Source organism: Candidatus Saccharibacteria bacterium oral taxon 488, assembly GCA_013100825.1.
In the GTDB taxonomy this organism is placed as follows: Bacteria; Patescibacteriota; Saccharimonadia; order Saccharimonadales; family Saccharimonadaceae; genus Nanosynbacter.
This window is the reverse complement of record CP040001.1, coordinates 217,445-238,832: the sequence shown is the minus strand read 5'-3', so window position 1 is coordinate 238,832 and position 21,388 is coordinate 217,445. Positions and strand designations below refer to the sequence as shown.

The window sequence follows — 21,388 nt, the reverse complement described above, 5'->3', positions numbered from 1 at the left end:
TAATCAAACCATGCACATCGCCCTGCTTGGCCGCCAGCCAGAGATCTCACTCGCCGAACTTGCAGCGGTGTTTGGTATGGATAATGTCAATCGTATCAGCCAGCAATTCGCCGAGGTTCAAACGTCTCAATTCGACATTACCACATTGGGCGGCACCATCAAATGCGCCAAAGTGATCACCGACCTGCCGGCCAGCCGCACTGATAAAGCCTCGCTCCTCGCCGCTTCGCGCTTCATCACCCGGCATTATCAAGCCAAGTGGGCACACTCGCCGCATAAAATCACCCTCGGCCTCAGCGCCTATGGCCTGGCTATCGCCGCCCGCGATGTCCAAAAAACCGGTCTGATCCTCAAATCATCCCTCAAAAAATTGGGTACCAGCCTCCGTCTCATCCCGAATGACCAGCCCGCTCTCTCCACTGCTACCGCACACAATAACAAGCTTGGTGGGTCACCCTATAAAGTCGAGCTGCTGCTCATCAAAACGACCGACCGCCGCCTCGTCATCGCCGAGAGCCGCGGCGTCCAGAATATCACCGCCTACACCCGCCGCGACCGCCATCGTCCCAAGCGCGACGCCTTCGTTGGCATGCTGCCGCCCAAATTAGCGCAGATTATGCTGAATTTGGCACTGGGTGCCGGACCGCTGACCGGTCAAAAATCGTGCACGGGTCGGATTCCAGCCATCTCCTCCAAGTCGAATGCATCCGGCAACGCCGTCCGCAGAACTATCGACTTGTCGGAGAGACTGGAATCCGACCTCGCAACAGAGGTTGACAGACGGCATCCCCTAATCCTTGACCCGTTCTGCGGCACCGGCACCGTTCTGCAAGAAGCGCTGCTCGCGGGTTACGACGTCGTCGGCACCGACCTCAGCCAGAAAATGGTTGATTACACCACCGAGAACCTGTCGTGGTTGCAATCGACGTTCACCGCGCCCAGCCACCCTATTGGCCGCGTTATTGACATTCATCAAGCCGATGCCACCACGCACCACTGGTCAAACAGCACGCACCTCACTGCCGTCGTCTGCGAGACCTACCTTGGCCAGCCCTTTTCCGCACCGCCCGCGCCTCAAAAACTAGCAGAAGTTGCCGGCAACTGTAATCACATTATCACCGGCTTCCTCACTAATATCCGCCCTCAACTAGCGCCAAACACACCGCTGTGTATCGCCGTGCCAGCGTGGTACGACGCGTCCGGTCACGCCACTCATCTGCCGCTAATAAAGCACCTCCAAAAGCTCGATTATCACCATCTCAACCGTCGTACACCGCTCATCTATCGCCGCCCCGACCAGGTCGTCGCCCGCGAGCTACTGATCCTACAGACTACCTAAGCACCGGACGATTAAGCCGTAACGCCGGATCATAGTCTGCGAGCTGTCCCAAACGACCCACCAATTCCTTTTCCAAAAGATCAAGCTGCACTTGACGCGCCTCTGCCATTTGCTTGGCCGCAGAAGGAGTGATCGCCTCCTGATGATACTGCTGACACATCGCCAGTAGATCCCTAGCGCCCAGACCGATCCGCCGCTGATTCAACGCCACAAGCAAAAATGCCAATGTCGGCCGCGCCTGCTCGGTCATTTCCGTCGTCATCTGTTGATCGGTACCAGCAAACACCTCCCGCCCGATCTGACCCAGCAGTCCGTCCACCATATTTGCCCCGGCTGACGCATACGGCCCCTCGTCCGCAGCATAGTGCGCCAGCGGCTCGGAAAGCGCCACCTCAATCTTTACCATTGCACCACTCTCACGCTGCAGCATCGCTGCGATCGTCTCTTCTGAGGTTGTCTGGCCATTGACGCCGCGCTCAGCAATTTCCGCCGTCGCCACCTCTATCGCGTGCAATGCTTGGAGCGCCTCTCCATCGCGAGGCTTCTCTTGAGATTCGTACAAGGCACCCCCTAATGCCCCTACCGCACCAGCACCCAAGAGACCCAGCAGTAGCGTTCTTCTATTTACCGGCTCGCCCAACCGAGCCTCTATTTCCGTCATATTCTGCTCGTTCATAGCACCTAGTTATATAACACCCGCCTAATCATGTAAAGCCCTTGACTTTTTATCAGCCGTCACTTATACTGGTACGGATTAGGTTTAGAAAATTTAAGGAGTTTCAATGTCAAAAGTCAAAGCTGGTGGCTCAAGTAAAAACATCCACAACAACCCCGGCCAACGCCTCGGCGTCAAGCGCTTCGGCGGCCAAAAAGTTAATGCTGGCGAAGTACTCGTCCGCCAAACAGGCGCTACCAAGGTCGCTGGTGAGGGCGCATACATGAGCCGCAACTACACCATCCACGCTGCCAAGTCTGGTGTCGTTACCTTCAAGCAGGTCAAGAAAACCAAATTCACCGGCAAAACCGAGCGACGCACTCAGGTTTGCGTCGGCTAGCCAGTACTATTCTATGACCTGCTATCCCGGCGTCCAGATTGCACCCATTTGATTACACCCGTTCATTTAGCTGCCTATCCCGCTACGCTAGTAGTATTTGAGCGGCTAGTTTCTCCAGGCAGCTACGACACACCCAAATGATGCTTTACTCGCGCTACCACGTCGCCGATCACCACTTGTGACTTGACGAGGTATTCGTCTACGCCCAGCGCTTCTGCCCGCTCCCGGTCTTTCTGCTGACTGAGCGCCGTCAGCATGATCACCCGCACGTTGGTCGTTTCTGGCGTATTGCGCAGGATATCGAGCACGTCAAAGCCACTAATTTTCGGCATCATGGCATCCAGCACGATCAGATCCGGCCGAAACGCCACCGTTGCCGACAGCGCATCCTCGCCATTATGCACCTCACGAATCTCAAAGCCCTCCAGCTCCAGCCGTGACCGATAGACTGCCGCCAGTGCCGTGTCATCTTCGACTAATAGTATTTTTTTTCTGTGTTGCATATCTTTACCCTCCCTTTTTGAGTCTAGACACTCTTTGCTTTCTCTAACTGTGGGTCACGCCCATTATCTGCCGCCCCAGCCGTCATCTCGACCTTGACATCCGGCTCGATGCCCGACTTATCAATATTCTTGCCATACGGCGTATACCAGCGCGCCTCAGTCACTTTCAGAACCGAGCCATCCGCCAGATCAATCGGCCGCTGCACGCTGCCCTTGCCATAGGTTTTTTCGCCAACCAGCGTCGCCTTGCCATGATCCTTGAGCGCCCCCGCCACAATCTCACTAGCGCTAGCACTACCACCGTTAATCAACACAACCGTCTTGATATCACCGAGGAGCGGCTGGCCGGTTGATTTCTCGGTCGAGATAACCTGCTCACCGCGCCGTTGGATCATTACCACCTCATGATTGAGCCACAACCCCGCTAACGCCTGTGCGGCCGCCACCGTACCGCCAGGATTTCCTCGGAGGTCAAGGATGACTTTCTTGACACCTGCCGAACGGAATTCCTCGGCGGCTTGGCGCGCTTGCTTGCCGGTATCGTCATTGAAACGGCTCACCGTCAAAATACCGATCTCACCGTCGATCTTCCACTCGGCAGCCGGCGCGACAACCTCCTCGCGTGTCACCGTTACATCTTTACGCTCGCCGCCACGCGACAGTACCAACTTGACCGTCGTGCCGACATCGCCACGAATGCGCTGCACCACTTGATCAACCGGCATATCAGTTACCACTGTATCATTCACCTTGACGATAGCATCGCCGGCTTTAATGCCCGCCTTTTCAGCTGGACTATTTTTGAGCGGTCGGATGATTGTCGGCACATTATGTTTCTTAGCGATTTCCGCCCCGATACCGCCGCCAATATTGCCCGACAAGCTCTTCTCGAACTCCTTGGCCTCATCCGGATCCATATACGCCGTATGCGGATCATCCGTTGCTGCCACCATGCCGCGCGCCGCCCCACGAGCAAGCGCCTGCTCGTCCAACTTGCCATCATAGTGAGCCTTGAGCTCACGATATACGTTCTGCATCGTTGATACATCCAGCGACCCCGTCGCTGTCCTGAGGCCAAATAATGACCCGACCTGCGCCATAATTAAATCCGACCGTGTCCCGGCCACAAAACTCACAATCGCGATCAGCAGCCCGCCCAAAAACAAGCGAGCCCGCCTTCCTACCCTCCGTTGCTCTGTCATATATCTATTGTACACAAAAACCCCCGCTGATGCGAGGGTTTTATTGACCCATCGTGCTATTAAAAATATACGTAGGTTAGACCCGAGGCTAAACGCGTATACTTCCGATACAGACCGTCCCACGCCAAGTTATAGTCACTGACCGTAATTGTGCCGTCACCATTAACCGACTCGACGTACATCACGTGTCCATAATAGCCAACATTCATGACCGCTGCCGCGCCAGCCTTTGGTGTCGAACCGCTCTGGATGCCGTATCGCGCCGCTGTTGATGGCCACTGATTAGCGTTACCAGCCCCACCAAAGTGTGGCACAAACCGACCGGTACTGTGGATCTTCCACGCCACGTAGCTCACGCATTCGCGCGTGTATAGGCCCCATGGATCGACGTAAGCATCTAGTGGTGCATTCGCCCAGACGCCTGGATAGCCACCACCGCCCGGGATACCACCCGGAATTGACACCCCGCCAAGTGCTCGTCGGTTAGCCGCCGCCTGCTCTTCGCGCAGTTTCGCTGCTTGGTTATTCCGCTGCGTCGCCAGGGCTGCGTAAGCATTTTGGTCATTCTTGGTGTCATTAACCAGCTTGGCCTGCTCTGCCTGCTTGGACGCTAGTTGCGTCTGCTGAGCTTTCTGGTCTTTGAGCACATTCTCGACTGACTTTTTATTCTCTTCTAACTTAGCCTGCAGCGCCTTAATTTCCTTGATCTTATCATTCAGTGAGGATCGCAAACTACTACGTTGCTCCTGCTTATCAACATAATCGCCGATTGATTTGGAGCTCGCCAACATCTCGAGTGGCGAAATCTGATCATCGAGGTAAATATCTGAGAGGATTTTACCCATGACCTTGCGGCTCTTTTCAATCGCTAGCTTATTTTTAGCAATCTCCGCAACCAATGCGTCGTGCTTTTGTTGGCTCTTGGCAATCTCTGCCCGGATCGAATCAATCTGGGCGTTAATGCGCCCGAGCTCTTCCTCCAGCGTCGCTGCCATCGTCCCGAGACGATTAGCCTCGTTCTGCGCCTGCTGTGCCTGTCGGTTGAGGGCATCAATTTCTGCATCATAGTCACGCGCGAACACGTGTGGGCCGAGCTGGAACACGCCAGCGCCCAAAACAACAGCACTAACCGCCACGAGAGCTGCCCGTGTGGCTCGTGATGTCGAAACTGGTGTGGTGGACCGTATCTTCATTACCTTTTATTTTAGCACAAGCGACATACCAGCGTCAAGCATCTTTGCCTCGTGGATCTTCAGGGGTCAGCAGCAAAATAACTTATAATTTTAAGTATTTGCGCGTCGCGATCAATGATGAGACGATACCGATCACCGCACCGATCATAATCATCACCAGCACCACCAGTCCAGCATACGTGGTACTAATATTCATCAAGTTATCCATCGGCAGCCGCACCGCCAGCTTATCATGCGCTGAGAACAGCAGTAGATACCCAACCCCTGACGCCACCAGTGCCGCGATAAATCCATACATAACCGCCTCAACGATAAACGGCCCACGAATAAATCCGCGATCGGCACCGATCAGCTTCATCATCTGGATCTCGTCTTTACGGTTAAAAATTGCCATCCTGATGGTGTTAAACACCACCAGCGACGAAATCACCACGAACACCACGGTGGCGATTGAGCCAGCGATACTGGCAAACCGCACCCAATCACCAATGGCATTGATCGCATCACGCCGATCGCCAATGAACGACGGCTCTTTGGCGGGGTCTTTGTGTTTTTTGTACAGCTCGTCGTGTTTCGTAAACTCAATCAGTGGTCGCTGATCATTCAAATCCCTGAGCGAGGCCCGGAGTGACGCTGGCATCTCGTTGCTCGATTCTTTGATCGCCTCAAGAAACGCCGGGTCATTCTTGTGCTGCTCAATCTGTTCTTGTCGTGCCTGCTCTGCTGAAATATACGTTACCTTTTCGACATTATGGAGCTTACTGAGGCGTGACATTAGCTCGTCAACTACCTTTTGCTCGGTCGAGCCTTTGAGGAAGATCGACATATCAGCCTTACGCGAAATCGTATCCACCGAGTCAACCAGCACCTGCCGAGCGGCCATAGTGATGGCAATGATCAAGAGTGTCACCGCCATCACCGCAGTCGCTGCAATCGTCAGCCAGGTGTTACGGCTAAAATTATTGATACCATATCGGCACATCCGCCAGAACGTCAGCACCCGGCGGCGGCGTTGTCGCGTGCGCTTGAGGACTTTGGGATCGACGCGCGCCTTGGCGGCGGCTTTACGTGAAATATCGGTCATTGCTTGTAACTCCCCTTGGCTTGATCAGAGGTAATTTTACCGTGATCAATGGTGATCACCCGGCGCTTGAGCTTATTGACAATATCGACATTGTGCGTGGTCAGCAGCACCGTGGTGCCGTATTTGTTAATTTTTTCCAGCAAGCGCACAATATCCCAGCTATGCTTTGGGTCAAGGTTACCAGTCGGCTCGTCAGCGATCAAGATCTTTGGCTGCCGAACCACTGCCCGGGCAATCGCCACCCGTTGGCGCTCACCGCCAGACAGTTGGTTTGGGAAATTCTTTTCCTTGCCTTTCAGGCCCACCAGCTCGATCACCTTTGGCACTGTTGATTTGATCTCGCGGTTGGTCATGCCAGCAATCTCCAGCGCAAAGGCCACATTTTCAAACACCGTCCGGTTCGGCAAAAGTTTGAAATCCTGAAACACCACGCCAATCTTGCGGCGGAGCAGCGGAATATGCTTGTCCTTGAGCGTGTCATAATCAATCCCACCGACGACAATCTTGCCGCCAGTCGGCTTTTCCTCGCGGGTCAGCAGTTTGAGCAGCGTCGACTTCCCCGCACCGGACGTCCCGACCAAAATCACAAACTCGCCCGGCTTGACATGAACACTCACCCGGTTCAAGGCCGGCTTGTTATCCTTGCCATACGTTTTGGTAACCCTATCTAACAAAATCATTGCCATTAGTATAGCAGATTTTTTAGGATGGTGCGAATAGGCATATACTGGCTCTTTATTTAGCCGCGCGACTCACGCAAATAAGCCGCCATAAACTCATCGATATCGCCATCCAGCACTCCTTGGGCATTGCGATTCTCGTGCTTGGTGCGGGTGTCCTTGACCAGTGTATACGGATGTAATACATAATTTCTAATCTGGCTACCCCAGTTGGCTGACTCGCCAGCCCTGAGATCAGACAGCGTTTCGGCGTGCTGCTCCAGCTTCATCGCCAGCAACTTGGAGCGCAAAATCTTCAGCGCCGTCTCTTTATTCTGGATCTGCGAGCGCTCGTTCTGAATCGCCACCGTGATTCCCGTCGGCACGTGCGTCACCCGCACCGCCGAATCAGTGGTATTGACGCCCTGGCCGCCCTTACCGCCCGAGCGATACACATCAATCCTCAGATCATTCGGGTCAATCGCAATTTCATCCGGCGTATCAATCTTTGGCAGCACCTCCACCAGCGCGAAGCTGGTCTGGCGCAAATTATCAGCATTAAACGGACTGAGGCGCACCAGCCGATGCACGCCGTTCTCTGAGCGCAATTTTCCATACGCAAACGGCCCAGCAATCTCCAGCACCGCCGTCTTTATCCCGGCATCATCATTGGTCGAACGCTCCAGCGTGTCAGCTTTCATCCCGGACTTCTCCGCCCAGCGCAGATACATCCGCTCCAGCATGGCCGCAAAGTCCTGAGCGTCCAGCCCGCCCACGCCCGCCGAAATTCGTACTACCGCCTCGCGGTTGTCGTACGGGCCACTGAATAATAAATCAGTCTTGCGCCGGGTAAATTCTTGCTCTAATGCCGCCACCTGCGCCTCAAACTCCGGCAATAAATCATCGTCGCCCAGCTCCATCAACTCAGCAATATCCGCTAGCTGCACCCCCAGCGTCTGCCACGGCTCAACCGTCTGACGCACACTAGCCGCCTTTTTGGCCAGTGTCTGCGCCTCGTCTGGATTGTGCCAAATCTCTGGCTGGTTAAGTCGCTCATCCAGCGCCGCCAGCTCCTGCTCCAGTGCCGCAAAATCCAGCGCCGCCTTGGCCTGTTCTACTTCTGATCGCAGGGTTTGGATGTGTTTTTTGAGTGGCTGCATGGATACCATTGTAACAATTTTGCTATACTTTTTGTATGAAGATCGGTATATTTGATACGGGAACTGGCGGCAAATTAGTAGCAAAGAGGCTGAAAAAATTACTGCCGCAGCATTTGTACATCACGGCGATCGACCGCGAGCACGCACCGTACGGCAATCGTTCACCGGAAGAGATTATCGCGCTAACCGATGCCGCCATTCAGCCGCTGCTATCATGCGATATCATCGTTCTCGCATGCAATACCGCAACAACAATCGCCATCCAGCCGCTACGACAATGCTATCCCAATGTCCGCTTCATTGGTTTTGAACCGATGATTAAACCAGCGGCAACGCTAACTAAATCGCATCACATTACCCTGCTAGCAACAGACACCACTAGACAAAGTCAGCGTCTGCATGCGCTTATCGGTGAATATGCTGCTGGTATTCATATTGACACACCAGATACTCGCACGTGGGCGCGCATGATCGATCAGGGTTTGACTGATGACATCGCACTTGGTGAAGTAGCAACCAGTGTCGCACATGGCAGTGATATTATCATTCTCGGCTGTACACATTATTTGGCACTTGAGAAACGATTGAGTCATCAGTTTCCTCACTGCCTCATTATTGAACCTACCGTAAACATCGCTAAACGTATTAGTGATTTCGCCAATTAACTGTTATACTACCCCTATGAATCAAGCTATCGCTACCATCCTCGTAACTACTGAACAAATTAATGACGCGGTGGCGCGGCTGGGCCGAGAGCTGACTAACGAATACCGGGACAAGAATCCGCTCGTCATCGGCGTCCTGCGCGGTGCGGCGCCATTCATGATCGATCTAGTGCGCGCCATGGATTGCTATATGGAAATCGATTTCATTGACGTCTCTAGCTACGGCGACGCGACCGAATCATCCGGCACGGTCACCATTCTCAAAGACATTGATAGCGACGTTACTGGGCGGCATGTTTTGTTGGTCGAAGACATCGTCGATACCGGCCGAACGTTGGAAAAGTTACTAGAATTATTCTCTGGTCGCGGTGCCGCCTCGGTCAAAGTCTGCTCACTACTCGACAAACCCGAACGGCGTATCGCCAATGTTGCCGCCGATTACGTCGGCCTGTCCGTCCCCAACGAATTCGTCGTCGGCTACGGCCTAGATTTCCGCCAACAATACCGGAATCTACCATATATCGGGGTGTTGAAACCTGAGGTGTATCAGGGATAAAGCTTCTCCACCGCCGCCACAAATTGCTCACCGCGGTCGACGTAATTTTTGAACATCCCAAAGCTAGCGGCCGCCGGGCTGAGGATGACAACATCACCTGGGCGAGATAATTGATTGGCTTGAGCGACGACATCCACCATCGTTGTCTGGCCGAGCGCTACCATCGTCGCCGTGACCGATGCTTGACGCAGTGACTGCTCAATCTTTGCCGCATTTGCCCCGATAATGATCACCGCCCGCACCGCTTGTCTGGTAATCTCCACAGCCATTTCATCATAATCCGCCCCCTTGTCGTACCCGCCGACGACCAGCACTTTCGGCGCCTCAAACGCCCGCAGCGCCGCGATGGCACTGCCCGGCGTGGTAGCGATACTGTCATCGTAATACTTCACACCGTTTTTCTCAGCAACGAATTTTAATCGATGTGGCAATCCCGTAAAACTCTCTAGTCCAGCCGCGTACTGCTCGTCGGTCACTGTGATCGGCAATTCTGTCACCGCGCTCATCGCCGCACAGGCGTTCTCAAGGTTGTGTGCGCCCGGTAGCCGCAAGTGATCAGTGCGACAAATCCGCCGATCTTGCACGCAGAAGTAACCATCTCGGACATATACTTGACCATCATCGGGAACGGCGTAGCGCTGCGCGAAATTTAACGCATCACCTCCGCAATATTCACTACATGTCTCGCAGTCACACCCATACAACGGCCTATCAAGCGGCGTGGTGGCTACCTCCCGTGAGTATTTATTCGTTGGATGATATAAACATGTATCAACAACACTCTGATGACGACGAATATTTTTCTTGGCATCAAGGTACTCGGCAAAACCCGCATGCACCTCCAAATGGTCCGGCTCGATCATCAATACCACGGCAATGGTTGGCGATTTCTCGAGATCCCACAGCTGAAAACTCGATAGTTCATAGACAACGAAATCGTCCTTTGTGATCTTCGGTAGCGCGTCCAGTGCCGGCACACCAATATTCCCCACCAAATGCACCGTCTGACCCGCCGCCCGCAAGATCGCCGCGATCAGACTACAGGTCGTACCCTTGCCTTTCGTCCCTGTCACACCGATAATTGGCGCTGGACATTTGTCGAAAAACTCATTGGTCGCCGACCATATTTTACCCGACGTTTTGAGTAGCCGCGGCGGCACACCCGGTGCTCGCACCACCATGTCGGCATCCTGCAGCTGCTCGGCGAACACTGACTCGCCAGTCCGCACCACCACATCATCCGGCGCACTCTCAACCGCTTTCTGATCAGCAATCACAAACTCAGCATCAGGAAAAGCCTGCTGAAAATATCTCAAACTTGATATACCCTCAAGACCATAGCCAGCGATAATGATCTTCATAATTTCATTATAGCATTGAGCACTACTAAAACAGCCCTTCGAGTTTCTCCTGTAGTCGCCCGAGCAGTTCTTTATCGCCGCTACTCACGCCAGCAAGCACCCAGGTATTCGCTGCAAAAAACTCTCGTGCCACCCGAACGATCTGATCAGCGGTCACCGCCAAAATTGCTGTCGGTACGCCCTCGTAATCCTTGACGAAATCATCGGCAAAATAACGCCCGGTATAAAAATTGCTGACCTGTGCCACCGTTTGTGCCCCCATCTGATAGCGGCCCAGCGCATACGACTTGGCATTCTCGATGTCCTCCGAGGTGATCGTCCCGTTCAGCACTCGGCGCAGTTCGCGCACGATGATATCGAACAGTGCCTCTGCTGTCTCGAGGTTGACCTGGCCGCCAAAGTCCCACGCCGAATCATAAAACCCGACCGAAGTGTCGCTGAACACGCCGTAAGCCAGCCCTTTCTTGCGCGCCGCCCCGAAAATCCGCGAGCTCATCGTCCCGGTCAAAATATGATTCAAGCAGCCCATAGCGTCAGAATCCTCATCGCTCAGCTCACGTGGCAGATTCATCGACCAGCCAAATGTTAGATTCGAAGCCTCCTTGCGGCGGATAAAAATCGGTGCGGCACTCGACAGGTTATCGTGCGGGATGGTAAACCGCTCGCCCGGCTCTAGCTGCCACTGCTCCAGCGATTCACGAATTGTCGCCATCCGCCCAATCAACTTACCAGCCACCACAAACCGCATATTATTGAGCGTATGCGTCCGCCGATGGTGCTCCTTGATGTCTTTTAGGGTAATCGCGTCAATCGTTTTCAGTCGCTGATTATACGTCAAAATATCCTCGCCCAGTGCTTGCTGCACCCGCGGCCACATCACGCGGTTGTGATTATTAAGATAACCGGTCAGCTCGCTCCGAACGTTACCTTTCTCGGCCTCTAGCTCTTCAGCATTAAAGCGCGGTGTAGTGATTGCCAGCCGCTGTAATTCCAAAATCCGATCCCATTCAAAATCCGCGCAGGCCGCCTCGTATACCATTGAATAATCAGAGGTGAACGCATTATGATAGGCACCATTCTTGGTAAACTCCTGCTCATAGGCGTGCTCCGAACGAAACTTCTCATTCGCCCCAAACGCCATGTGCTCCATGATGTGCGCCGTCTCGTAGATATCCTTGCCGCGAACGTAGCGATTGCCCGCCCGAAACTGCACCTGAAAGCTCATCACCGTCGCGTCCGGCACATCAATGAGCAGGCCTCTCGCGCCATTTTTTAATTTTATTTCTTTGACCGTATGTTTCATCTGTCTGTCGCTCTCTGCCCACCGGTTTTAGATTTATTTGCGGTTCTTTTTGCGGTTTTGGCGCTGCGCTTTTTTCTTCTTGCGTGCTTGGTTTTTGGCGCGGTTCGACTCGGCGTTTGATTTGCCCTTTTTCACCGAAAAGTCACCGTCACGATTTTCCTCGCCCGCACCAACTTCATTAACACCACGCTCAACTGCACTTTCGGCCAGGCGCGTTAGCTCGGTATCATACTCATCATCCTGCGACTGGCGAATCACTGCGTCAGATTTATGAATATGAAAAATTGTGTTCAGAACTTCGTTACGCAGATTTTCCTGGAGGCTGGTGAACAATTTTTGTGACTCCGCCCGGTATTCTACCAATGGATCGCGCTGGCCAACGCTGCGCCAGTGGATCCCTTCGCGTAGGTGTTGCATATTCTCTAGGTGCTGCATCCACAGGGTGTCGAGCACCGCCATATACACCTCGCGCTCCACACCGCGCAACTCTTCAGTACCGATTTCTTCGTCTTTTTCCCGGTAGGCCTGGCGTGCTAATTTCAGGGCTTTTTGGAGACGTGGACGGTCTTTTTTCTCGCGGCCAACCTTGCGCACGGCCGCTTCATCGACCGGAAAGGCCGACGTAAATTCCTCGATAAACTTCGGGTTATTTTTGGTTGGTAGCGTCACTAATTCTTTGACTCTGTCACGCAACAGCCGCTCAATTTCCGGCTGGATATTGTCGCCTTCAAGGATTTTTCGCCGCATCGTGTAGACCACGCGGCGATGACGATTAATGACGTTGTCGTACTGAACAACATTTTTGCGCGTATCAAAGTTATAGCCCTCGACGCGCTTCTGGGCTGCTTCCAAGGTCTTTGACACCGCGCGGTTTTGAATTGGCGTATCTTCGTCGACGCCCAGCCGGTCCATCAGCGCCGCGATGCGCTCCCCCTGGAAAATTCGCATCAAATCATCTTCGGTCGATACGTAAAACTGCGTCTCGCCTGGGTCGCCCTGACGACCGCCACGACCGCGCAGCTGATTGTCAATGCGGCGCGACTCGTGCCGCTCCGAGCCGATCACTACCAGGCCGCCCAATTCCTTGACGCCCCTGCCCAATTTAATGTCGGTACCGCGTCCGGCAATGTTTGTCGCTAGTGTAATCGCACCCTTTTCACCAGCCTTCTCAATGATAGCCGCCTCACGCTCATTATTCTTGGCGTTTAGAATCTCAAACTTGATGCCTTCTTTTTCCAGATATTTGGCGATCTGCTCGTTCTTGGCAATCGAGCCAGAGCCAACCAACACCGGCCGGCCTTGCTTATGATAATCTTTGATAGCTTCAGCCACCGCCTTCAGCTTGCCCTTTTCGGTCTTGAAAATCAGGTCTTCTTTGTCGTCGCGAATCACTGGCTTGTTCGGCGGAATTTGGATGACGTCCAGTGAATAAATTTGTTGAAACTCTTCCGCCTCGGTGAATGCCGTACCGGTCATGCCGCTCAGTTTATTGTACAAACGGAAATAATTCTGGAACGACACGGTGGCCAGCGTCATGCTTTCTTCTAGCACCGGCACATTCTCTTTGGCCTCAATGGCCTGGTGCAGACCTTCGTTGTAGCGGCGTCCTTGCATCAAACGACCGGTGTGTTCATCAACGATGATCACCTCGCCGTCATTAGTTACCACGTAATCTTTATCGCGCTTGAACAATGTTTGTGCTCGCAGTGCCTGATCCATGTGGTACACACTGCGCACGTGGTCTGGCGTGTACAAATTTTTTATACCCAACAGCTTTTGGACTTTTTCCACGCCCTCGTCGGTCAAGGCGACGCTGCGGCGCTTTTCGTCCAAAACATAGTCCTCTGGCACTAATTTACTGGCAACTTTAGCGAACGTGTAGTAATTATCTGGGTTCTCGGCTGCTGGCGCCGAGATGATCAGCGGCGTCCGCGCCTCGTCGATCAGAATGGAGTCCACCTCGTCAACGATGGCGAAGTTCAGCTCGCGTTGTCTGAGTAAATCAACGTCGTTAACCATGTTGTCACGCAGATAGTCAAAGCCAAACTCGTTGTTTGTACCGTAAGTGATATCCGCCGCGTAGGCTTCCTTACGAGTGACCGGGCGGAGCTTGCGCATGCGTGGATCGTCGTGGTGTTCATTGTCATAGTCTTTGTCGTACACAAATGATGCTTCGTTGATGATCACACCAGTCGTCAGGCCCAAAAAGTCATACACCTGGCCCATCCAGCCAGCATCGCGCTGCGCCAGATAGTCGTTGACAGTCACCACGTGAACACCCTTGCCTTCCAGCGCATTGAGGTACGTCGGCAGCGTCGCCACCAGGGTCTTGCCTTCACCAGTCTTCATCTCAGCCACATTACCCTCATGAAGGACCATGCCGCCGATTAGCTGAACATCATACGGGCGCTCGCCGATGACGCGCTTGGCGGCTTCGCGCACCACCGCAAAGGCATCCGGTAAAATCGTGTCCAGCGTTACATTTTTCTTCGTCAGACGCTTTTTCAGCGCCTCCGTCTGCGCCTGCAGCTCTTTGTCCGACAGTTTTTCATATTTTTCGGACAGACCGTTAATTACGTCAACTTGCTTCTGCAGCCGCTTCAAAATCTTCTTCTGCGGATCGCCAAAAATCTTACTCAGCGCCTTTTGTTGTGTCATTGCCATAACCTTAAAACTCCCTCACTTTCAGGCATTTTCAAAAACTGTATACAATTATACCGTGCAGGGCTGGAAAATTAAAGGGTGTTTAGCTATACAATTGACCGTATTGTATTCACTATGTACTTAGTCCAATGCCAAAGACCGGACTTACTAAAACTCCGTAACACGTACCGCGCACTAGTGAGGTACTACTGCTCGCGCTGGAAACCGCGCTTGAACCGCGCCAGTACGCCGCGGCTGCTGCCAACGTGCGCCAACACATCATCCTTGTATTTGCGTAGCTGCCCGTTCAGCTTCGCTTCAACGATATCGACTGCCGCCAGCACGTTCATTGTCGAATCTTTAGCGGTGATCTTCTTGTCTGGCACATTAATGATCACCTCGACCTCGTACTTGTTGCCGCCAGGATTGTCAATCTGCTTGATTTTTACATCAGCGGTCGCACTTTTGCGGGCATGCCGCGGCAAGTACTTACCCAGTGCACCGATTTTGCGCTCGACGTATTTCTTTGTGGTATCTGTCAATTCGTATTTGACGCCAGTAATGGTAATATCTTTGATCATAGTTCCTCCTTTTATGTATACGTTAGCGCGGCAAGACAACGCCCACGTCCTTCGCCATTTTTAGTAATTCTTCGTTAATCACGAGCAGCTTTTCTTTCGATGACATTTTGGCAAAGCTGGCGCTCATAAATGATCTGTTCGGCTTGCCGTAAGATCGCGCCCTTGATCCATTGCTTGTCATCGTTCGTCAGTGCCATATACCCTCCTAGACTCCATTATATCATCTCGCGGCCGTTCATATATGGACGCAGAACTTCCGGCACCACGACATCACCCTCTGCGGTCTGGTAATTCTCGATAATTGCCACCATGCAGCGCCCCAGTGCAAAGGCCGTCGCATCATTTGTGTGGACAAGCGAAACACCTTCTGTATTTCGTACACGAGTCTGTAGACGGCGTGCCTGATAATCCGTCATGTAATCAGCGGTATGCGTCTCGCGGTACTTGCCCTGACCCGGTAACCATACTTCCATATCAACACCGCGCGCATTTGGTTTACCAATATCAGCGGTGCATTTCATCAGGACATGATACGGTAGCTTGAGCTGAGCCAAAAGCCACTCTTGAATCGCGATAAATAGCAGGTGCTCGTTATAACTATCCTTCGCCTCAGTGAAGCTCTCCATCTCGAGCTTATCAAACTGGTGCATCCGGATCAGCCCCTCCATATCCTTGCCGTACGTCCCCGCCTCTTTCCGGAAACTGGTCGCAAAGCCCAAGTATCGAAGTGGCAACTGTTTCGCATCAAAAATCTCACCCGCGTGCATGCTGCCGAGCACATGCTCAGCGCTCCCCTGTAGCCACAGTTCCTCGCCTTCGATTTTGTATCGATCATCACTCGGCTGGAGACGATCCATCTGATCATAGGGCTCGGTCCGGATCATCAATGGCGGCAGCACTGGGATGAATGGTTTTGTATTGACACCAAGGCCAGCCTTTTCGGCGATCTCCTTGATCACCGCTGGGTTGGTGAGAGATGTGATCACAAACTGGATAATCGCCTGTTGCAACAACACCAAATCACCCATGATATAGGCAAAGCGAGCGCCAGCAACCTTGGCAGCACGCTCTTTGTCAAGCCAGCCCTTCGCCTCGGCAATTTCGTAGTGATTTTTCGGCGCAAAATCAAAGGCTGGAATATCACCGACAACCTTTACCTCAACGTTTTCATCCTCACTCAGACCAACTGGTACGTCGACGTGCGGCATATTAGGAACCTGCTTTAGTAGCGTTATGTAGCGTTCCTCAACCTCGCTCAGCTGAGCCTCAAGCCCGCTCAACTTGGCCTTGATGGCCTTGCCCTGCTCAATCAGACCCGGCTCGGGCTTGCCGCCCTTCATTTTGGCAGCAATCTCATTACGCTGCTGGCGCAACTCATCAACCTGCCGCTGCACCTCACGACGCTCGTCATCTAATTGCAACAATGTCGCAATAGACACGTCGCACCCCTTGTGTTTCGCCGCAGCCTGCACTGCCTCGGCGTTATCTCGAATAAAGCGAATATCTAACATGGTTTCATTGTAGCAGATATACGATAATTTATCTCGCTAACTTGACCGCTAACTTCACTAGTTTGAAAGCTTGGTAATTGTCAGGCTTGCATCGCTGAGTTGCACACTCTGGAGGTCTGATACAACGATTAATTTCAGCTTGGTACCAGCCGTGGCTCGCATCATCCGTGAATACGGCAGTGTCGAACGACGAACACCGGCTTGGTTAGATGACCATGCGCCCTCTGGACGATCACCGTTCACATCATTAACAATTTGGTAAATATTACGCACTGGCGAGTTGTCAACGGTACGAATACTGGAACGAATGAAGTACACACCATCACTTGGAATAGTATACGTGTGATTCACCGGATCCCAGGTACCACCGCCGGTATTCGTGGTGATCGTTGTCATCGGAATAGCTGTATAAGTGTCAGCGTTAACATTTACCGCCACGATATTACCATTACCGACACCGATCGAGCCGGCAAACATCGTTTCTTGCGGCAAGCTCCTCCACGCAACATCACAATCTGCCGCCGACTTTTTCATCAGTACCTGACCAATTGACCCACCGGCCGGAATATTTGATCCGGTAAATGTCAGTCCAATATTCGGCGTACCACTGCCCGTGACAGTAAGGCCGGTCGAACATGGCTGAGTACTATTCGTCACATTAACTGTTGCATTTGCACCAGCTTCGCCCTTTTCACCTTTATCACCTTTTTGTCCTTGAGGACCAGCGTCGCCCTTCGGGCCTTTAGCTCCAGGTGCACCGGCATCTCCCTTAGCTCCTTGCGGGCCGGCAGGGCCAGTGTCGCCCTTGGCTCCTGGCTCGCCTTTCTCACCCTTAGCGCCCTGTGGACCCGCTGGGCCAGTCTCACCTTTAGCGCCCTGTGGACCGATAGGACCTTTATCCCCCTTGACACCTGGTATACCCTGGGGGCCGGGCAGGCCCTGAGGACCTACTGGGCCAGTGTCACCTTTGTCGCCTTTTTGGCCTTGAGCACCTGTCGCTCCGGTATCACCTTTAGCGCCTTTGAGTCCTTGCGGGCCAGCGGGACCGACTGGACCTACCGGACCGGTATCACCTTTGGCTCCCTGAGGACCTGCAGGACCTTGTGGACCATCATTACCTTTTTCACCCTTCTCACCTTTTTGGCCTTGAGGACCAGCTGGGCCCTGTGGGCCGGCAGGGCCAGTGTCGCCCTTCGGGCCTTGTGGACCAGCAGGCCCCTGAGAACCTTGTGCACCGGTTGCACCTTGAGACCCTGCTGCACCTTGCGGGCCAGCGGGACCTTGTGGACCGGTATCACCCTTATCGCCCTTCGGACCCTTCAAATCAGATAATGCAATGAGGTTGTTCCACGTAGCATCACCCCTGTAGCGCCACTGGATATACAACGCGGTTTTCTGTAACTCAATCTCTCGCCCATCGTTACCAGCATCACCCTTTTGGCCTTGTGCGCCCGTCGCTCCAGTATCACCTTTAGCGCCCTGTTGGCCGGCATCGCCCTTCTCGCCCTTGTCGCCTTTTTGGCCCCGTGGACCAGCTGGACCCTGAGCACCGGTATCGCCTTTGTCGCCCTTATCACCTTTTTGACCCTGTTGGCCAGTATCGCCTTTGTCGCCTTTGGGACCCTGTGGGCCAGCCGGACCGACGACACCATTGGCATCGCCCTTCTCGCCCTTGTCGCCTTTTTGGCCCCGTGGACCAGCTGGACCCTGAGCACCGGTATCGCCCTTTGGCCCGGTCGCACCGTTTTTACCATTCGCTCCATCCCGACCGTTAGCTCCACGCTGTCCTGTACTTACGCCGTTTTTACCGTCTTTACCAGCAGCTCCGGCCTCACCAGTGTCACCTTTGTCACCCTTGTCGCCTTTCTCACCCTTATCACCTCGCAACTCAGAAAGAGAGACAATATCCTGCCAGTCGCCATCCATAAACTGCCACTGTACCTTGCCATTGCTTTGGCGTAGGCTAATCTGATCTGGACGAACCCCCTTGTAAAAGCGATTACCGCCGCCCCACGGCCACCACCACAGCAGTAGAATAATCAGTATCGTGACGATAAATAAACATATTACCAGTTTACGACTCGCATATGTTTTATCTGAGCGCTCGTTCATATTGTATTATATCCCCTATTTGATCTTGCTATACGCCTATTTAGCACGATTATAGCATGAGCACATTCTAAAAGCCATAATTTTTATCAAAAATCGCGGGTAATTACGACAGGTCAGCTATAATTAAGTAGTATGAGCCAGTCATTCCGTACGCAGCGCCTCAATTGGGTCAAGCTTCGCCGCTTTGCGGCTCGGCAAGAATCCCGCAATAATTGCTACTAACATCAACCCGACGACAATGACGAGACCGCTAATTGGTACAAATATCAGGAGTGAATGTTCCCCCAAATTAAGCGCCCCGGAGATCATTGGGTTACACAACTCACCAATTCCCCACGCGCCGAGCACTCCGAGTGCACCACCCAGGAAGCCAACCCATGCTGCTTCGTAACGGAACAGCCTGGCAATATCACGCCGACTAGCACCAAGCGCCTTCATTAGTCCAATCTGTTGCGTTCGCTCCAACACCGAAATGTATTGAGTATTGACGATGCCAAATATACTCACCACCAAGGCCAACACACCAAACCCAAACACAATCCACTGCAGCAAGTTTACGAACGTAAAGAGCAGCTCCTGGATATCTTTCGAAGTTACCACTGACAGGTTCAATTCATCTTTAAGAGCTTTCTTGACGTCTTCGGGCTTTTTACCATCAGCCACCGTTGCTGAAGCGGTAATATACTTTTGGTACTGCGGCGTACCGAGCGTTGCAAATTCAGTCAGCTCCTTGGCAGTCTCTGGGCTGACATAGGTATTTGGTGTATTCGTCGCTTGCTCCGGCGATTTCTTTGATACCGCTACAATGGTCAGCTCTTTGTGCTTCAACTTACTACTTGTTAGTTCACGCACGCCAGCCTCGCCGCGCTGCCGATACGCCTTGGCAATGTCCTCTTCACTGACTTTCTGCGGCGCTTGCTCAACGGTGAGCGTCAACTTGCTACCGATGATCTTGTCCGCAGAGATTCCCAATTCCTCAAGGTAGGACTCTGGTATTATCACTTCATTATCCCCCAACTGAGTACCCTTAGACATCGCCTTGCCCGCTACTGTCTCAACACGAATACCGCTATCGCGCATCGCTACCTCGCCCGTGTACTTTTTATCAGACTTGGTACTAAACGTCAGGTATTTTGGGTTCAATTGATATAGCGGCGTCACATCTTTCAAGTCACTGCGCGCCTTCAGTTTGGCTATATCATCAAGAGTCAATAGCTCAACTTCTGCGCCACGATGTGTACCAGTGTCCGGCTTATACTCCTTAAGTGGCTTATTGCTGCGACCGGTAAACGCCTCACTCGCCTTGCCAATCATCAATCCTTGAGGATTAATATTACTGCTGATGATCCTGTCAATATATTGCCGCGCACCCTCGCCAGCCATCAAACTGGCGGTAATCGCAAAGCCACCCACCGCGATGGCGATACTAGTGAGCAAGGTGCGCATCTTAGCTCGCCGCAGATTCCGCCCAGCCCGACGCACGATATCTAGCGTTTTCATTTCTTCGCCTCCTTCTTGATAGCTTTCGTGGTTCTTGACTGTTTCGTCTGGCGACGAGGCTTCTTTGGCTCAGGTAGAGGAGCTGCGGCAGCAATTGTCACCGTGGCGGCATGACGATGAGCCCTCGAGGCCACCGTTTTACCTTGAGCGATCCGAATTGCGTCTTCAATCGCCGAATCAGATTCAACTCGACCATCTTTGATACGAACAATCCGCTCACATCGTTTCGCCAAATCTTCATCATGCGTCACGATAATCAAGGTTGCGCCGTGCTGTTTTTGATACTCAAATAACAGATCTTCAATCATCGCCGACGTTACCGAGTCAAGATTGCCGGTCGGCTCATCGGCGAACAAGATCGCTGGTTCACCGGCAATAGCCCGGGCGATCGCCAGGCGCTGCTTTTGCCCACCAGAGAGATGTTTAGCACGCACCCTGGTCTTATCAGTCAAATCAACCGCTTTTAATGCCGACTCGATGCGCCGCTTGCGCCGAGCACGAGGGACGCCAGCAGTTTCCAGCGACAAACTGACATTGTCATAACACGTTTCACCACCTTCGACGAAAAAACTCTGAAAAATAAAGCCTATCTTCTCGGCGCGAAATCTATCTATTGCCCGCGTCTTGAGGCACAAAATATCCTCGCCATCAATCAACACTTCGCCCCGCTCAGGCTTATCCAACCCCGAGATGGCGTGCATCAGCGTCGACTTGCCCGAACCAGATTTGCCTAAAATCGCCAGACTCGCCCCATCTGCGATCTCAATATTAACATCATCTAACGCCACGAAAGCATTTTTCTTACTACCGTACGTCTTGGTAATATGTTTGACCTCTATCATTCTCCCTCCTAACTCCTGCAGTTTATCGTCGTAACAAGGACAAGATGTCATAACCAAGCCTGACCTCTATATTACAATCGTATCATAGAATGAAGAATGTGATCAAAACTCATAATTTC

Annotated in this window: 19 protein-coding genes; 4 read left to right on the top strand and 15 right to left on the bottom strand. The window is 52.9% G+C overall.

Annotated elements, in window-relative coordinates:
• Nucleotides 1-10: 10 nt before the first annotated feature.
• Nucleotides 11-1,339 (top strand): hypothetical protein, encoded by a 1,329-nt coding sequence (locus FBF26_01220; GenBank protein QJU09884.1) that lies wholly within the window; start codon nt 11-13, stop codon nt 1,337-1,339.
• Here the strand turns inward: FBF26_01220 and FBF26_01215 are convergent.
• Nucleotides 1,332-2,015, bottom strand: coding sequence for a hypothetical protein (locus FBF26_01215; protein ID QJU09883.1), 684 nt, complete (start codon nt 2,013-2,015; stop codon nt 1,332-1,334). The two genes, FBF26_01220 and FBF26_01215, sit on opposite strands and share 8 nt — an antisense overlap.
• Nucleotides 2,016-2,121: 106 nt before the next feature.
• Between FBF26_01215 and FBF26_01210 the strand changes: the two genes are divergently transcribed.
• Nucleotides 2,122-2,394, top strand: coding sequence for a 50S ribosomal protein L27 (locus FBF26_01210; GenBank protein QJU09882.1), 273 nt, complete (start codon nt 2,122-2,124; stop codon nt 2,392-2,394).
• Between the two features lie 122 nt (nt 2,395-2,516).
• Here the strand turns inward: FBF26_01210 and FBF26_01205 are convergent, their stop codons facing one another.
• The 6 genes from FBF26_01205 to FBF26_01180 all read right to left on the bottom strand — a co-directional run bounded on the left by FBF26_01205 (nt 2,517) and on the right by FBF26_01180 (nt 8,195).
• Nucleotides 2,517-2,897 carry a response regulator gene (locus FBF26_01205; protein QJU09881.1) on the bottom strand — a complete coding sequence of 127 codons (381 nt, stop codon included), beginning with the start codon at nt 2,895-2,897 and terminating at the stop codon, nt 2,517-2,519.
• A gap of 23 nt (nt 2,898-2,920) precedes the next feature.
• Nucleotides 2,921-4,099 carry a S41 family peptidase gene (locus tag FBF26_01200; protein ID QJU09880.1) on the bottom strand — a complete coding sequence of 393 codons (1,179 nt, stop codon included), beginning with the start codon at nt 4,097-4,099 and terminating at the stop codon, nt 2,921-2,923.
• A gap of 59 nt (nt 4,100-4,158) precedes the next feature.
• Entirely contained in the window at nt 4,159-5,292 is a 1,134-nt protein-coding gene (locus tag FBF26_01195) for a CHAP domain-containing protein (GenBank protein QJU09879.1), read from the bottom strand.
• Nucleotides 5,293-5,374: 82 nt separating this feature from the next.
• Complete coding sequence (locus tag FBF26_01190) at nt 5,375-6,376, bottom strand: FtsX-like permease family protein (protein QJU09878.1); 1,002 nt, start codon at nt 6,374-6,376, stop codon at nt 5,375-5,377.
• On the bottom strand, nt 6,373-7,056 hold the full coding sequence (ftsE, locus tag FBF26_01185) for a cell division ATP-binding protein FtsE (protein QJU09877.1): 684 nt from the start codon (nt 7,054-7,056) through the stop codon (nt 6,373-6,375). Before ftsE ends, FBF26_01190 begins: the two co-directional genes overlap by 4 nt.
• Before the next feature lie 59 nt (nt 7,057-7,115).
• Nucleotides 7,116-8,195, bottom strand: coding sequence for a peptide chain release factor 2 (locus tag FBF26_01180; protein ID QJU09876.1), 1,080 nt, complete (start codon nt 8,193-8,195; stop codon nt 7,116-7,118).
• 35 nt (nt 8,196-8,230) lie between these two features.
• Here FBF26_01180 and FBF26_01175 point away from each other — a divergent pair, with 35 nt between their 5' ends.
• Complete coding sequence (locus FBF26_01175) at nt 8,231-8,860, top strand: hypothetical protein (protein ID QJU09875.1); 630 nt, start codon at nt 8,231-8,233, stop codon at nt 8,858-8,860.
• A 16-nt stretch (nt 8,861-8,876) separates the two neighbouring features.
• A complete protein-coding gene (hpt, locus tag FBF26_01170; protein ID QJU09874.1) occupies nt 8,877-9,416 on the top strand; it encodes a hypoxanthine phosphoribosyltransferase in 540 nt (179 codons plus the stop codon).
• On the opposite strand, the gene murD is transcribed toward hpt, so the two are convergent.
• The 8 genes from murD to FBF26_01130 form a co-directional block, all read right to left on the bottom strand.
• A complete protein-coding gene (murD, locus tag FBF26_01165; GenBank protein ID QJU09873.1) occupies nt 9,407-10,777 on the bottom strand; it encodes a UDP-N-acetylmuramoyl-L-alanine--D-glutamate ligase in 1,371 nt (456 codons plus the stop codon). The genes hpt and murD overlap by 10 nt on opposite strands.
• Before the next feature lie 25 nt (nt 10,778-10,802).
• A complete protein-coding gene (locus FBF26_01160; protein QJU09872.1) occupies nt 10,803-12,080 on the bottom strand; it encodes an insulinase family protein in 1,278 nt (425 codons plus the stop codon).
• A 33-nt stretch (nt 12,081-12,113) separates the two neighbouring features.
• The gene (gene secA / locus FBF26_01155; protein QJU10555.1) at nt 12,114-14,738 is read right to left on the bottom strand and encodes a preprotein translocase subunit SecA; all 2,625 of its coding nucleotides are present in this window, start codon (nt 14,736-14,738) and stop codon (nt 12,114-12,116) included.
• 191 nt (nt 14,739-14,929) lie between these two features.
• Nucleotides 14,930-15,304 carry a ribosome-associated translation inhibitor RaiA gene (raiA, locus tag FBF26_01150; protein QJU09871.1) on the bottom strand — a complete coding sequence of 125 codons (375 nt, stop codon included), beginning with the start codon at nt 15,302-15,304 and terminating at the stop codon, nt 14,930-14,932.
• Nucleotides 15,305-15,519: 215 nt separating this feature from the next.
• Nucleotides 15,520-16,815, bottom strand: a complete 1,296-nt coding sequence (gene serS / locus FBF26_01145; protein QJU09870.1) for a serine--tRNA ligase — start codon at nt 16,813-16,815, stop codon at nt 15,520-15,522.
• Between the two features lie 57 nt (nt 16,816-16,872).
• Nucleotides 16,873-18,927 (bottom strand): collagen-like protein, encoded by a 2,055-nt coding sequence (locus FBF26_01140; protein QJU09869.1) that lies wholly within the window; start codon nt 18,925-18,927, stop codon nt 16,873-16,875.
• A gap of 141 nt (nt 18,928-19,068) precedes the next feature.
• Nucleotides 19,069-20,427 (bottom strand): ABC transporter permease, encoded by a 1,359-nt coding sequence (locus FBF26_01135; protein QJU09868.1) that lies wholly within the window; start codon nt 20,425-20,427, stop codon nt 19,069-19,071.
• A complete protein-coding gene (locus tag FBF26_01130) occupies nt 20,424-21,269 on the bottom strand; it encodes an ABC transporter ATP-binding protein (protein ID QJU09867.1) in 846 nt (281 codons plus the stop codon). The genes FBF26_01135 and FBF26_01130 overlap by 4 nt, the downstream gene beginning before the upstream one ends.
• Nucleotides 21,270-21,388: the final 119 nt, after the last annotated feature.

Excerpts from the sequence above, each read along its gene's own strand:
- FBF26_01220 (QJU09884.1), top strand. The coding sequence starts at position 11 with ATGCACATCGCCCTGCTTGGCCGCCAGCCAGAGATCTCACTCGCCGAA.
- FBF26_01215 (QJU09883.1), bottom strand. The coding sequence starts at position 2,015 with ATGAACGAGCAGAATATGACGGAAATAGAGGCTCGGTTGGGCGAGCCG.
- FBF26_01210 (QJU09882.1), top strand. The coding sequence starts at position 2,122 with ATGTCAAAAGTCAAAGCTGGTGGCTCAAGTAAAAACATCCACAACAAC.
- FBF26_01205 (QJU09881.1), bottom strand. The coding sequence starts at position 2,897 with ATGCAACACAGAAAAAAAATACTATTAGTCGAAGATGACACGGCACTG.
- FBF26_01200 (QJU09880.1), bottom strand. The coding sequence starts at position 4,099 with ATGACAGAGCAACGGAGGGTAGGAAGGCGGGCTCGCTTGTTTTTGGGC.
- FBF26_01195 (QJU09879.1), bottom strand. The coding sequence starts at position 5,292 with ATGAAGATACGGTCCACCACACCAGTTTCGACATCACGAGCCACACGG.
- FBF26_01190 (QJU09878.1), bottom strand. The coding sequence starts at position 6,376 with ATGACCGATATTTCACGTAAAGCCGCCGCCAAGGCGCGCGTCGATCCC.
- ftsE (QJU09877.1), bottom strand. The coding sequence starts at position 7,056 with ATGATTTTGTTAGATAGGGTTACCAAAACGTATGGCAAGGATAACAAG.
- FBF26_01180 (QJU09876.1), bottom strand. The coding sequence starts at position 8,195 with ATGCAGCCACTCAAAAAACACATCCAAACCCTGCGATCAGAAGTAGAA.
- FBF26_01175 (QJU09875.1), top strand. The coding sequence starts at position 8,231 with ATGAAGATCGGTATATTTGATACGGGAACTGGCGGCAAATTAGTAGCA.
- hpt (QJU09874.1), top strand. The coding sequence starts at position 8,877 with ATGAATCAAGCTATCGCTACCATCCTCGTAACTACTGAACAAATTAAT.
- murD (QJU09873.1), bottom strand. The coding sequence starts at position 10,777 with ATGAAGATCATTATCGCTGGCTATGGTCTTGAGGGTATATCAAGTTTG.
- FBF26_01160 (QJU09872.1), bottom strand. The coding sequence starts at position 12,080 with ATGAAACATACGGTCAAAGAAATAAAATTAAAAAATGGCGCGAGAGGC.
- secA (QJU10555.1), bottom strand. The coding sequence starts at position 14,738 with ATGACACAACAAAAGGCGCTGAGTAAGATTTTTGGCGATCCGCAGAAG.
- raiA (QJU09871.1), bottom strand. The coding sequence starts at position 15,304 with ATGATCAAAGATATTACCATTACTGGCGTCAAATACGAATTGACAGAT.
- serS (QJU09870.1), bottom strand. The coding sequence starts at position 16,815 with ATGTTAGATATTCGCTTTATTCGAGATAACGCCGAGGCAGTGCAGGCT.
- FBF26_01140 (QJU09869.1), bottom strand. The coding sequence starts at position 18,927 with ATGAACGAGCGCTCAGATAAAACATATGCGAGTCGTAAACTGGTAATA.
- FBF26_01135 (QJU09868.1), bottom strand. The coding sequence starts at position 20,427 with ATGAAAACGCTAGATATCGTGCGTCGGGCTGGGCGGAATCTGCGGCGA.
- FBF26_01130 (QJU09867.1), bottom strand. The coding sequence starts at position 21,269 with ATGATAGAGGTCAAACATATTACCAAGACGTACGGTAGTAAGAAAAAT.